General features: G+C 37.8%; 13 protein-coding genes. 5 read left to right on the forward strand and 8 right to left on the reverse strand.

The features are described 5' to 3' along the window. Positions 1 to 69 precede the first annotated feature (69 nt). The 3 genes from J678_RS06535 (at position 70) to J678_RS06545 (ending at position 2,151) form a co-directional block, all read left to right on the forward strand. Positions 70 to 666 (forward strand): nitroreductase family protein, encoded by a 597-nt coding sequence (locus J678_RS06535; RefSeq protein WP_002050635.1) that lies wholly within the window; start codon positions 70 to 72, stop codon positions 664 to 666. A gap of 212 nt (positions 667 to 878) precedes the next feature. Next, on the forward strand, positions 879 to 1,550 hold the full coding sequence (locus tag J678_RS06540) for a DUF2057 family protein (RefSeq protein ID WP_032027202.1): 672 nt from the start codon (positions 879 to 881) through the stop codon (positions 1,548 to 1,550). A 76-nt stretch (positions 1,551 to 1,626) separates the two neighbouring features. After that, positions 1,627 to 2,151 carry a GNAT family N-acetyltransferase gene (locus tag J678_RS06545; protein WP_017394077.1) on the forward strand — a complete coding sequence of 175 codons (525 nt, stop codon included), beginning with the start codon at positions 1,627 to 1,629 and terminating at the stop codon, positions 2,149 to 2,151. Between the two features lie 10 nt (positions 2,152 to 2,161). Here the strand turns inward: J678_RS06545 and J678_RS06550 are convergent, their stop codons facing one another. The 8 genes from J678_RS06550 to J678_RS06575 form a co-directional block, all read right to left on the reverse strand. Then, positions 2,162 to 2,461 (reverse strand): cyd operon YbgE family protein, encoded by a 300-nt coding sequence (locus J678_RS06550; RefSeq protein WP_079377014.1) that lies wholly within the window; start codon positions 2,459 to 2,461, stop codon positions 2,162 to 2,164. Then, entirely contained in the window at positions 2,462 to 2,563 is a 102-nt protein-coding gene (gene cydX / locus J678_RS0103875; protein ID WP_000270276.1) for a cytochrome bd-I oxidase subunit CydX, read from the reverse strand. Between the two features lie 13 nt (positions 2,564 to 2,576). Then, positions 2,577 to 3,722 carry a cytochrome d ubiquinol oxidase subunit II gene (cydB, locus tag J678_RS06555; protein WP_017394076.1) on the reverse strand — a complete coding sequence of 382 codons (1,146 nt, stop codon included), beginning with the start codon at positions 3,720 to 3,722 and terminating at the stop codon, positions 2,577 to 2,579. Continuing rightward, a complete protein-coding gene (locus J678_RS06560; RefSeq protein ID WP_017394075.1) occupies positions 3,719 to 5,305 on the reverse strand; it encodes a cytochrome ubiquinol oxidase subunit I in 1,587 nt (528 codons plus the stop codon). Before J678_RS06560 ends, cydB begins: the two co-directional genes overlap by 4 nt. Next, a complete protein-coding gene (cydP, locus tag J678_RS0103880) occupies positions 5,305 to 5,499 on the reverse strand; it encodes a cytochrome oxidase putative small subunit CydP (RefSeq protein ID WP_004701293.1) in 195 nt (64 codons plus the stop codon). Before cydP ends, J678_RS06560 begins: the two co-directional genes overlap by 1 nt. A gap of 374 nt (positions 5,500 to 5,873) precedes the next feature. Beyond that, the gene (locus tag J678_RS06565; RefSeq protein ID WP_002050666.1) at positions 5,874 to 6,482 is read right to left on the reverse strand and encodes an OB-fold-containig protein; all 609 of its coding nucleotides are present in this window, start codon (positions 6,480 to 6,482) and stop codon (positions 5,874 to 5,876) included. 25 nt (positions 6,483 to 6,507) lie between these two features. After that, positions 6,508 to 6,816, reverse strand: coding sequence for a Rieske (2Fe-2S) protein (locus J678_RS06570; protein ID WP_002050689.1), 309 nt, complete (start codon positions 6,814 to 6,816; stop codon positions 6,508 to 6,510). Between the two features lie 16 nt (positions 6,817 to 6,832). After that, positions 6,833 to 7,837, reverse strand: coding sequence for an adenosine kinase (locus J678_RS06575; RefSeq protein WP_004708489.1), 1,005 nt, complete (start codon positions 7,835 to 7,837; stop codon positions 6,833 to 6,835). A 238-nt stretch (positions 7,838 to 8,075) separates the two neighbouring features. On the opposite strand from J678_RS06575, the gene J678_RS06580 reads away from it, so the two are divergent. Both J678_RS06580 and J678_RS06585 read left to right on the forward strand, forming a co-directional pair. Further along, positions 8,076 to 10,181 (forward strand): TonB-dependent receptor, encoded by a 2,106-nt coding sequence (locus J678_RS06580; RefSeq protein WP_017394074.1) that lies wholly within the window; start codon positions 8,076 to 8,078, stop codon positions 10,179 to 10,181. Positions 10,182 to 10,431: 250 nt separating this feature from the next. Then, positions 10,432 to 13,371, forward strand: a complete 2,940-nt coding sequence (locus tag J678_RS06585) for an insulinase family protein (protein ID WP_017394073.1) — start codon at positions 10,432 to 10,434, stop codon at positions 13,369 to 13,371. Positions 13,372 to 13,389: the final 18 nt, after the last annotated feature.

A 13,389-nucleotide genomic window follows, 5' to 3' on the forward strand; every position in this document is an offset into this window, starting at 1 on the left:
ATGAGTTTCATAGACTATATTCATTCCCAAACAACGGCCAATGGTCAAACAAATAGGTAGGAAATAAAAATGTCTACTTTCTTAGATAAAATTAAAAACCGTCGTACTATTTATGCAATTGGTAAAAATGTTGCATTAGATCGCACAAAAATTGAAGAAACAATTCGTGAAGCCGTTAAACATAGTCCTTCATCGTTTAATTCGCAATCTTCACGTGTAGTTACTCTATATGGTGAATCACATACTAAATTTTGGAATTTGGTTCGTGAGGCATTACGTAAAATTGTTCCTGCAGATGCTTTTGCTGGTACTAATGCAAAAATTGATAGTTTCGTTGCCGGTGTTGGTACAGTACTATTTTACGAAGATCAAGCTGTTATTAAAAACTTGCAAGAGCAATTTGAACTATATGCAGACAACTTTCCAGTTTGGTCTGAACATTCAACCGCAATTGCACAATTTGCAACTTGGACTGCGCTTTCAGAACTTGGTTTAGGTGCTTCTTTACAACACTATAACCCAATTGTTGATGCTGACGCTGCTGAAGCATTTGATATCCCATCAACTTGGAAATTACGTGCTCAATTAGTATTTGGTTCTGTTGAAGCACCAGCTGGTGAAAAAGCATTCATTAACGATGAAGATCGTTTCAAAACATTTAACTAATTTTAGTTAATCAAAAGAGTACCTCAATGGTACTCTTTTTTTTTGTGTTCAAAATTAACATGAAAAATAGTTATTTATTATAATTCAATAATATATTTTAAAAGTTTTAAGTGTAGCTATGCTAAAACAGATAGTGTCATAAAATCGTCATAATCATATTGCATATTGCTCATGTTTTTACAAACTATTAAATATTATAGAGACGTGAACAGATGACTTTAAGATTAAGTGTTGCTGCAATTGGTTTATTACTAAGCGGTTCGGTATTTTCAGCAGTTACAATTACGGCACCTGAGGAAATTGTAATCCTTGCGGTGAACGGTCAAGAAGTCAATTCAGGATTATTCCGTTCCTCTAAAAATAACTACAAAGTTGATGCGGGTGAAACAAACCTAAGTGTGCGTTATCAAGAATACTTTGAACATCTAAATGGTGAACACGATATTGTTAAGTCTGGTGTTGTTACAATTCAAACTCCAACTTTAAAAGATGGTCAAACTTATAAGCTTGCTATGGTGGGTGTACCAAAAAAATATGAGCAAGCAAAGAAATATGCTGAGCAACCAACAGTCGCTTTATATAACTCAAATAACGAACTGGTTGTTCAGCAAACTGGTGCAAACAACGAAGCAAAACCTTGGTTTGCAACGGGTTTGTTGGGTAAGGTGGCTGACTTTACGACAAAGCCTTCTAAACCACAGCCTGAACCTGTTTATGCTGCTGCTAAGCCATCTACTTCTCAAGTTACAACATCTATTGCCGCAACAATACCTTCGGCAGGTGTTGCACAAACAAATGATCAGCGTCTAGTCGAGCTTTGGCAAAAATCTTCTAAGGCTGAGCGTCAAAAATTTATGGCTTTGTTAGCTGAACAAACAAAATAAACAAATGCTATTCAAGATAAAGCCGATTTAATATCGGCTTTATTCTTTAAATATTTAAAATAGCCTAAGCATATTTATGATGAATTTAAATTTCCGTTTAGCTGAACTAAGTGACATTCCATCACTTTTAGACTTGATTAATCATTCTTATAGAACACAACAAGGTAGAAGCTGGACAACTGAAGTTGAATTCGTGAAAGGCCAACGTATTAGTCAAGAACAATTGACACAGCAATTGAAATTGTCTAACTCGGTATTATTAGTTGCAGAAATAGATTCTTCACAAATTGTTGCATGTATTGGTCTTACATTTCAGAACAATACTGTTGAGATAGGAACATTCTGTACAGATCCTCAAATACAGAATATGAAAGTAGGTCGTTCGGTTTTGGAGTATGCTGAACAGTTCGCTTTGCAAAAAACACCAGAATTGGACAGTGCACTCATGTATGTTTTAAATGTACGTTCGGAGCTAATTGCTTATTATGAGAGACGTGGTTATGCAAAAACAGGTCATGTAGAACCATATCCGATTGAAGCAGACGTTGGAATACCACTTATACCAATTAAACTAATTGAAATGAAAAAGGACCTCAAATGAGGTCCTTTTTTTAGGTTAAAAACCAGATGTAATAGCCTAAAAGCATGAGAGGCCAAGCTACCCATGGGCTAAATAACCATTTCCATAACCAGAAGTGTGGTACAAAACCAACCCCGTAAATGAAGCCTCCAGAAATACCCACCATCACCAGCATAAGCTGGCTATGATTGTAGTGTCCGTTTGCATCTAACATGAGGGAAGGATGCACCAGTAAAATTACAGCAAGCGGCAATGCCAACAGAAATGAAATGGCCATTGCGAATGCTTGAGCTTTTCGTTGATTTGGTGCTGTCATTGCGTTTGCCATGATTTATTCCTCATCTAAATTTTGATGATGTTCGATATAAAGCGCACTGAGTACACCCGCAAAACATGCCATCAAAATTCCAAGAATCCATGCGAAATACCACATATGCTTCTCCTTATTAGTACAAGCTGTGCGAGTTTGACTCGATATGTTTGTTGGTAATCACGCCCCACATTTTGTAATACGACCAACTGGTGTAGAGCAAAATGATCGGAACGAATATGCATGCAGCAACAGTCATAACCCCTAAAGTACGATGGCTTGATACCGCATCCCACATTGTTAAGCTAGAGTTTGGATTGACACTTGATGGTAATAAAAATGGGAAGAGTGCAAAACCAGCAGTTAAGATCGCACCTACAATCATTAAGCTTGTGCCAGCAAAGCTTAAGCCTGCTTTTGCTTTTGATGCTGTAAAGAATGCAATAATTGCCCCTAAAATTGCGAGAACTGGAGCGATCTTGGTAATTGGATAATTAGTGTAATTGTTCATCCAACCTGAGTTGTTATTTGTGACTACCTGTTTAGCTAAAGGGTTAAGTGCAGCATTTGTATCAATTGCTGCAGCATAGCTATAACCAGGAACTTGACCGAAGTATAACCAAGCTCCAATAACAAGAAAGCAAACCAAGAATACTGCTGCCATAATTTGAGTGGCCTTAGCAGAACGCTGTTTTAAAGCGCCGTCTGTGCGAAGCATAAGCCAAGCACCGCCGTGCGCACACAACATAGATAAACTGACAATGCCGCAAACTAAAGCAAACGGGTTAAGAAGAGCAAAGAAGCTACCCGAATATTCAGAGCGCAATGTGCTATCTAAACTAAAAGGAATACCTAAGAATAAATTACCGAATGCTACACCGAAAACTAGAGCAGGCACGGCACCACCAATACAAAGGCCCCAGTCCCAAGAGTTGCGCCATTTTTTATTTTCGAGTTTAGAACGATAGTCAAAACCTACAGGGCGTAAGAACAGGGCAAAAAGCACAAGTAATAAGGCCCAATACATTCCGGAGAATGCAACCGCGTAAACCATTGGCCACGCAGCAAATAAGGCGCCACCTGCTGTAATAAACCAGACCTGATTACCATCCCAGTGTGGTGCTATGGTATTAATAGCAGCACGTCGTTCGTTATCAGTCTTGCCAACAAAAGGCATGAGTGCCATTGAGCCCATATCGAAGCCATCGGTTAAAGCAAACCCAATAAGCAACACCCCAACTAACACCCACCATATGATTTTCAGGAGTTCGTATTCAATCATGATAAAGCCTCCCCATTAACAGCTGCTTTTGGCTCTTGTTTTTCAAAATGGTATTTACCAGTGTGAAGTGAGCTTGGTCCTAAGCGAGCAAATTTAATCATTAAGTACATTTCAATAATTAAAAGGACGGTATAGAACGCTGCTAACGCGAGGATGGAACCCCACACATCGCCTGTACTTAAACTTGAAGCTGATAAGTGTGTTGGTAAAATCTCACCAATAGACCACGGCTGACGGCCGCCCTCAGCTACATACCAACCAGTTTGTGCAGCAATCCATGGAAGTGGTAAGGCAAATAATGCATATTTAAGTAGCCAAGGTTTATTCTCAGCATTTCTTTTCGCAACAGCCCAAGTCGCTAAAATGAAAAGAAGCAACATTAAGAAACCAGATGCAACCATTGCACGGAACGAGAAGAATAACGCTGTAACATTTGGAACAGTATCTTTCACAGCTGCTTGTATGTTTTGTTCGCTTGCATCTACAACATTTGGTGCATATTTTTTAAGAAGTAGGCCATAACCTAAATCTTTTTGATTTTTTTCAAATGAAGCTAACAACTCAGGTGAGCGATCACCAGCACGTAGTTTTTCAAGTTCAGCATAAGCAAGCATACCGTTACGAATACGTACTTCATGCTGTTGCATTAAGTCTTTTAAACCAGTGACTTCTTTAGTTGTTGAACGAGTTGCAATTAGACCTAATGCATATGGAATTTTAACTGCATAGTCTGTTCGCATTTCTTCATGGTTGGGTACACCAAATAACGTAAATGGGGCTGGAGCAGGGTGAGTATCCCATTCGGCTTCAATTGCAGCGAGTTTAGTTTTTTGCACATCACCTAGCTCATAACCAGATTCATCACCAAGCAAAATCACTGAAAGTGTAGAAGCGAGTCCGAAAATTGCGGCAATTGCAAATGAACGGCGGGCGAAAGGAAGATCACGTTTTTTGAGTAGATAGTAGCTTGAAATGGCAAGTACGAAAATCGCACCTGTTACATATCCGGCAGAAACAGTATGTACAAATTTAACCTGTGCAACTGGGTTGAAAATAAGTGCACTGAAATCGAAAAGCTCCATACGCATGGTTTCGAAGTTAAATGCTGCACCTACCGGGTTTTGCATCCAGCCATTCGCAACTAAAATCCAGAGCGCTGACATATTAGAGCCAAGAGCAACTAACCAAGTTACACCTAAATGTTGTACTTTGCTCAGGCGATCCCATCCGAAAAAGAATAAACCAATAAATGTTGACTCAAGGAAGAATGCCATTAAGCCTTCAATTGCTAATGGTGCACCGAAAATATCACCTACATAATGTGAGTAATATGCCCAGTTTGTCCCGAATTGGAACTCCATGGTTAAGCCTGTAGTTACACCTAAGGCAAAGTTAATACCAAATAATTTTCCCCAAAACTTAGTCATATCTTTGTAAATTTCTTTACCAGATATCACATAAGTTGTTTCCATAATAGCCAGAATAAATGCAAGGCCTAGGGTCAAAGGTACGAAAAGAAAGTGATACATTGCGGTCATGGCAAATTGGAACCGCGAAAGATCAACCACGCTTTCAGAAATCATCAACGTGTCTCCTTAATGTGGGAAGTGTTATCGCCTGCAATATGCTCAGCGACTTGATTGTCGAAATTTTTGGGGATAGTGGGAGCGTCAAACCAAATATGTTTGATTGTTAAGAGAAGCACGACTTTAATTATTAGAATAATCGTAATTTCTCTAACTAATTTGGCATTAATATCTAGATTTTTAAGGCTCATAAAATAAACCTCGATACATATTAATTTCATTATTAATCAAAATATATTAAAAATAAACAATAAATATATTTTAAATAAAAACTTAATTATCTTTTTTATATAAAACAATATCTTATGTATTTAAATAATTTTAAATAAAATATCTTACTAAAATAGTTTGGATTGATTATTAAATCCAACTAAAACACTTGTAAATAAATATTTTAAGTTGATTAAAATGGTATAGTTAAATTTAATTCTGATTAAAATGGTTGGATATAATAACATTATTTTTATTTCTAACTAAAATAGTTGGATTAATTTAATTAAAAAATAAAAAGATAGAAGGGAATAATAAAGTTATTAAACTGATAAAAGACAAAAATTATGGAAAATTAATCGGGTGCAAAAAGATCGTTTGATAAGGAGATTTTTTTGGCAACATAATGGCTTTTATGCACTTTAATAAGAATGACTTGTGAATATAATTCTAGCTCGCCATATTCTGGTTCAACTTGCACGTAGTGTAGTTGGCCGAACTCATCACGTACACGTGCTTGAGCTGAAAAACCGGGTCTGGCACTACCACTAGAGATAGTTGCTAGTCGCCCTAAAAGATTGTAATTGGTATGTGTATGCTTTGGTTTAATCACTTGATCAAGACAATGAATCATAAATACGGTAAAAAAGATTGCAATGACCAGTGCAGGGATGATTAAGTAAAATGGAGTGATAAAGTAATGCTGTATAGCAAAGAAAGACAGCTGTAAGAAGTAACCAGCAAAACTGAAATTAATGAGTAAAAAAACAAAAATTAGAGCTTTAGAAAACTTAACATTAAGTATAGGTGAGTTAGTAAGCCAGTCTGGTGCAATTTTTTTTAGGAGTTGACTCGGCCGTAACCCGATATACATACCAATAGTTTCTACCACACTGAGCAATATCAAAGCCACAACACTTAAATGAAATGGCATAAGATAATAATTAAAAAAGAAATCAGCCATGGTAGAAACTCTAATGTTGATGATCTCAGTCTACGATATAAATACCGCCATCTGAATGTACTTTAATCTCAACTTTATTTAAAAAATCACCTAAACAAGGACCTGAAATACATTCGCCAGTTTCCACGTTAAATAAAGCACCGTGAGTAGAGCATTGAATATATTCTTTGTCTTGGTCTAGAAATTGATTTTCTAAATACTCAAGTTCGGTTTGCAAATGCGGGCATAAATTCTGATAGGCATAGAATGAGCCATCACGCTGTGTAATGAAAATAGTCGTTCCTTGTAAAGTGTCAAAAGCTCTAGCTTCACGCTCAGGAACTTCTTCCGTCATACAGATCCTTTCCATTTCAAGCACATTCCTTCTGAAAATTTTCGAGAAGTTTAGCATAGTCATTAATGGCTAAACGAGGACCAAATTGAGACACAACTTCACTAGAAATTAAGATGGCTAACTGCGCCGCAGCAGTTAAATCTTCATGATGATTTAATGCATAGAGGAAGGCACCAGCAAAAGCATCACCAGCACCATTGGTATCTACAGCTTCTACGTGACGGCCAGGTACATGAAAATGTTGGGTTGAATTTGCAACTAAAGCACCTTTGGCACTTTGTGTAATCACAACAGTATGGTTTTTAAAACGCAACTGAGTGAGTGCATCCTCAATAGTAGAAGTATTGGTATACATTAAAGCTTCTTGTTCATTACAGAACAATAAATCTACACCATCATCCATAAGCTCTTCTAAGCCTTCACGTGCGTATTGAACCATTGCAGGGTCTGATAAAGATAACGCAATTTTAACGCCGTGAGCTTTGGCAATTTCTCGAGCTTGTTTTACCGCTTTACGTGCCGTTTCACTCGTAGAAAGGTAGCCTTCAATATAAAGCCATTTTGCTGTTTTTAATGGCTCAAAATCGATTTGGTCTTGAGAGAGTTCAGCTGTAATACCTAAATAGGTATGCATGGTACGCTCAGAATCTGGACTAATAAGTACCATACAGGTGCCTGTTACACCTTCACTGATTGACTTTGGCGTAGTCTGGATGCCTGCATCATTTAGACCTTGCAGATAAATTGAACCCAAATCATCGTTGCCAACGCGGCAACCATAAAAAGCAGTTCCACCTAATGCACTAAAAGCTACAGTTGTATTTGCAGCAGAACCACCACTTGCTTGGCCTTTGTAGTCTTGAGTTTGCTTTAATTTTTCATAAAGGGCAGATTGTGTTTCACCGTCAGACAACTGCATGGTGCCTTTTTGTAAGCCTTGCTGACTAAGAAAATCATCAGACACTTTAAATTCTTGGTCGATTAATGCATTACCAATTGCAAAAAGATCTACAGTTGCCATATGTGTTGTCACAGAATAAAAAAATCAGACTGATAATTTTACACCATTGCTCACATTTGCTGTAGTTTATTGAATAAAATTCAGGTAATTCAGCAGTTAGTAGAGTTTTATTGTTTGCCTAAGCAATCGAAATATTCTTTTTAATAAATATTATCAATTAATAATGATTCTTGATAATATTTACAAATGTATAGTATTTCATTGAAACTTCGCCTGAAATTATTCATAGCGAACTTACATGAAACGTTCTATTTTATTTATTTCATCAGTTGGGGTTATAACAGGCCATGTATATGCCGCAGAGACAGACTCACAGGCTGTAACCAACCTTCCAACGATTTCAGTAAAAGCTGACAAGGAAAACAGTTTAAAACAAGAGGTAGGACAAGCATCAAGTGCCACTAAAGGACTTATGCAATTAAAAGATGTTCCTCAAATTGTAAATGTTGTACCGAAACAAATTCTAAGAGAGCAGACAGTGACTTCTATGCAAGGTGCTTTGCAAAACGTTGCTGGTTTGAGCTTTAGTGTGGGGGATGGGCAACGTGATCAGGTCATGATTCGCGGTTTCTCTGCAATCACAGATAATTATGTAGATGGTATTCGCGATGATGCTTTGTATTTTCGTGATATGTCGAATGTTGAACGAGTTGAGGTACTAAAAGGACCTGCTTCTGTATTATATGGACGTGGTTCGGCGGGAGGGTTAGTCAATAAAATTAATAAAAAGCCAATGGATCAATCCTTGCGTGAAGTGAGCCTGATTGGCAGTACTACAGGGCAACGTCGTGCAGAAGTCGATGTAAATGAAAAAGTAGCCGAGAATGTTAAAGTTCGTTTAACTGGTGCAGTTGAAGACTCAGATGGTTATCGCGATCAGGCATTTTTAAAACGACAGGCGGTGGCTCCATCTGTACAGTGGGATATTACTGATAAAACCAAACTTTTACTTCAGGCCGACTACTTGCACGATGATCGTCTAGCTGATCAAGGTTTCCCGACAGATCCAATTACAGGTAAACCAGTTAAGACAAATCCTAAAACTTTTTATGGTGCATTAAACGGTAAAGAAGTTGGGGATGTCGATACTGAAATCTCAAGCCAGACTATCAGCTTAGATCATGAGTTCAATGATCAACTCAAATATCATGGTGCAGTTCGCCACTATAACTACTCGTTAGACCGTCAATATAGTGTGGTTTCTCATCAAGATTCTAAAAAAAATAAATTGCCAGCTGATCAAATTCAATTAAGTCAAAGTAAGCGGATACGTAATGAAGATGGCGTGTATATTCAGCAAGAACTGAGTACTTTATTTAATACAGGTTTTTTAAAGCACAATACATTAATTGGTGCTGAATATAGTAAGCAGCACAAAGATGAACTTGTGTGGAGCAAAGCTCGCCAAATTACCAATATATTTAACCCAGAGCTTGAAAATTGGGCTCCATTAGATACAAGTATTGCTGCGGAAACTAATAATAGTAATACCTTTGAAACCTATGGTATCTATTTACAAGATTTAATGACAGTTACAGATCAGCTGAAAGTTTTAGTTGGTTTACGTTACGACAATCTATCACAAGATCGTAATAATAAAGTGAAGTCTCAAATATTAAATAGAACGGATAACACTTACTCTCCACGAATCGGGTTGGTTTATCAGCCATTGAGCAATCTTTCACTTTACACTTCCTATAACCGTTCTTTCCAGCCTTTAGCTGATTCATTTGTTTTATATACAAATAGTGCTGATTTAAGTCCTACAAAATCTGAAAATGTTGAAGTCGGTGCAAAATGGGATGTGAATGATCAATTGAACGTGACATTGGCTTTATTTGAAATGAGCCAAACCAATATTCAAAACCAAGATCCAGCTAATCCAAATCAAGCACTATTGGCAGGCGAGCAAAAAACAAAAGGTGTTGAACTTTCATTAACAGGTCAGTTGACTGATCAGTTGTCAGTGCTAGCTGGCTATTCTTATATGGATGGTAAGATTGAAAAGTCGACTGTTGGATTTACGGGTAATCACTCAGCGCTTACGCCAAACAACACAGCTAACCTGTGGTTAAAATATCAAATTAATGATCATTGGTATGCAGCTGTAGGTGGTCGTGGTGAATCATCGCGCTTTAGTGCACCAGATAACAAAAACGTTTTACCTGGATATGCGGTTGTAAATGCAGCTTTAGGTTATCAAAGTGAACGTTATGATGTGAACTTAAACCTAAATAACTTGTTTGATCGCGATTATTTTGTTTCAGGCCATAGTGGAGCAAATGATTCAAATATGATGGGTGATCCTTTAAATGCTCAAGTTGCACTTCGCTATCGTTTTTAATTGAAAAAGTCTAAAAAGCTCATCATTTTGGTGAGCTTTTTTATTTGTCGTGTAGCATATAGATAGTATTAAAAGGTTTTGTTCTGGTAGGATACAACTAAGTTGGCTATGTGCTTGATATCAAAGCTATGCCCATGAAAACTAATACTCAACAAAAACATAGTATTTTACTTGGCTTTTGTTCGCCAATCTCAAGCCGACTCAGGCTATAATGAGACTTATTCACTTATCCGATATGTTAGGAGATCACATGACTGTAGATGTCACTGAAACCATTTCTCAAACTGTTCACCCTGCGTTTCAGTTGCTACGTCAGCACCATGTTGAAGCATTAGATATTTTAGTGTCTGAATATAAGCATAAAGTCACAGGTGCGGTGCATTATCACTTGGCAACTGATTATGATGAAAATGTATTTCTTGTTGCGTTCAGAACACAACCTATGGACTCTAAAGGAACTGCACATATTTTAGAGCATACCGCTTTATGTGGTTCTGAAAAGTTTCCTGTTCGTGACCCATTCTTTTTAATGATTCGCCGTTCATTAAATACATTTATGAACGCGTTTACAGCAGCAGATTGGACAGCCTATCCATTTGCGACTCAAAATAAGAAAGATTTCCAAAACTTACTCTCTGTTTATCTTGATGCAGCTTTCTCGGCAAATTTGAATCCTCTTGATTTTGCTCAAGAAGGAATCCGTATTGAACTTGAAAACGGTCAGCCTGTATATAAAGGCGTAGTGTTCAATGAAATGAAAGGTGCGATGAGTGCGCCGTCTGACCAGCTTTATCATCAGTTAGCTCATCATCTATTCCCTGAAACTACATATCACTACAACTCAGGTGGTGATCCAAAAGACATTCCTGACTTAACCTATGAACAGTTAGTCGAATTTTATAAAACCCATTATCATCCAAGTAATGCGGTATTTATGACTTTCGGTAACCAAACGGCGTATGAGTTACAAGAGCAATTTGAAAAACTAGCTCTACATAAATTTACTGCGGGTACAACTTTATATTCAAAACCAGAAAAACGTTTAACAGCTCCTGTTGAAGTCACTGAAACCTATGCTGTTGATGGTGATGAGTTAAAAGACAAAACTTACCATGTGTTGTCTTGGTTGTTACCACAAGCGAGTGATATCAAACTACGTCTAGGTATGCGTTTGGTCGAAGGTGTTTTACTAGAAAACTCTGCTTCACCACTACGTCATTATTTAGAAACTTGTGGTTATGCTCAGTCGACTGGTCCTTTAATGGGAGTAGACGACAGTAATTTTGAAATGACATTCTATTGCGGCGTTCAAGGTTCAAATCCAGAGCATGCACAAAGCTTTAGAGATGGTGTCTTAAATGTTTTACGTGAAGTGGCTGCAAAACCAATTGACTCATCGTTAGTTGATGCAATTTTGCATCAAATCGAATTGCATCAACGTGAAATTAATGGTGACGGCACACCATATGGCTTAAGCCTGATCTTAAATGGTTTAAGTGGGGCTATTCACCATAACGACCCGATTCAAATTTGGGATGTTGACAGTGCTATTGCTCAGGTCAAAGAAGAACTTCAAGACCCAATGTGGTTATCTAATTTAATTCAAACACATTTGTTAGATAATCCGCACCGCGTACAAATGACTTTAGTACCTGATGCAACCAAGTCAGTAAAAGAGCAAGAAGCTGAAAAAGCACGTTTAGCTGCGATTGGTGAAAAGCTAACTGAAGAAGATAAAGCAGAGATCGTTGCTAAAACCAAAGCGTTACAAGAGCGTCAAGATACGCCAGATAATCTTGAGCTATTACCAAAAGTAGGCCTAGAAGACGTTCCAGCTGACTTGCATATTGTACAAGGTCAATTGCGCGAAATTATCTGTAATCGAATGGATACGCCGTTGAATTTGTATCATGCAGGAACGAATGGTATTTACTATCAACAAGTTCTCATTCAGATTCCTGATGATGTTGTTAAATCGCCATACTTTAATTTGCTCTCTATCTTAATGGGTGAAGTTGGTGCAGGTGAGTATGACTATCTTGAATTACAAAACTTACAAACAGCTGTAAGTGGTGGTTTAGGAATGGGCGCTTCATTACGCAGTAAAGTTGATGATAAAGACAAAATTAGCGCTTGGTTAACATTAACGACTAAATCTCTAACGCAGAAGTTTGATGCAATTCATCTATTAAAATTAGCATTTGAACAACTCCGCTTTGATGAAAAAGAGCGAATTATTGAGTTGTTGCAACAACGTAAGACACGCTGGCAGTCTCGTTTATCTGGTGCTGGTCATAGCTACGCGATGCAGATCGCTTCTCGTAACATGAGTGCATTGGCTCAACGTGACTATCAAAACACAGGTTTAGGTGCGTTGAACTGGTTAGGCGAGCTTGTTACTAACATTACTCAAGACGATGCTGCTTATAATGCCCTGATTGCTGAATTGAAGCATATCCATACCAAACTATTGCAAGCGCCTAAACAGTTCTTGCTTGTATGTGAAGAGCATCAGTCAGAGCGTTTAGTTGAAGAAATTCAAAACGTTTGGGATAAATTAAACGTTGATACAGCAGCGGCTGAGTTAACCCAAGTCGAGCAAGAAAATGATAATGAACATGAAGCTTGGTTAATTCAAACCAATGTTCAGTTCTGTGCTTCGGCATATCAAGCAGTTGAAGTGTCTCATCCGGATGCGGCACCTTTAATGGTGTTAGCAGCATACTTGCGTAATGGTTTCTTGCACAGCGCTATCCGTGAAAAAGGTGGTGCTTATGGTGGTGGTGCTAGCTATGATGGAAATGCATGTTCATTCCGTTTCTTTAGTTACCGTGATCCTCGTTTAGCTGACACTTTTAAAGACTTTGAAGCGAGTGTGCAATGGTTGTTAAATACAGAGCAACAACCTCATCAGCTTGAAGAAGCAATTCTTGGTTTGGTGGCGAGTATGGATAAACCTGGTTCACCAGCTGGTGAGGCAATTACAGCGTGTTATGCACTGTTACATGCAAGAACTCCAACTTTCCGTCGTACCTTACGTGAAAGATTATTGCATGTAACTTTAGATGATTTACAACGTGTTGCACGTCAATATTTAATTGAACAAACACCTGTAAAAGCTGTGGTTGCACCTTTTGCAAAACGTGATGAATTGCAACAACTGGGCTTTACGATTAAACAAGTTAATTAAAATAAAAATTGGAGATGA

Source organism: Acinetobacter sp. 1424608, from assembly GCF_000588255.1.
In the GTDB taxonomy this organism is placed as follows: domain Bacteria; phylum Pseudomonadota; class Gammaproteobacteria; order Pseudomonadales; family Moraxellaceae; genus Acinetobacter; species Acinetobacter nosocomialis.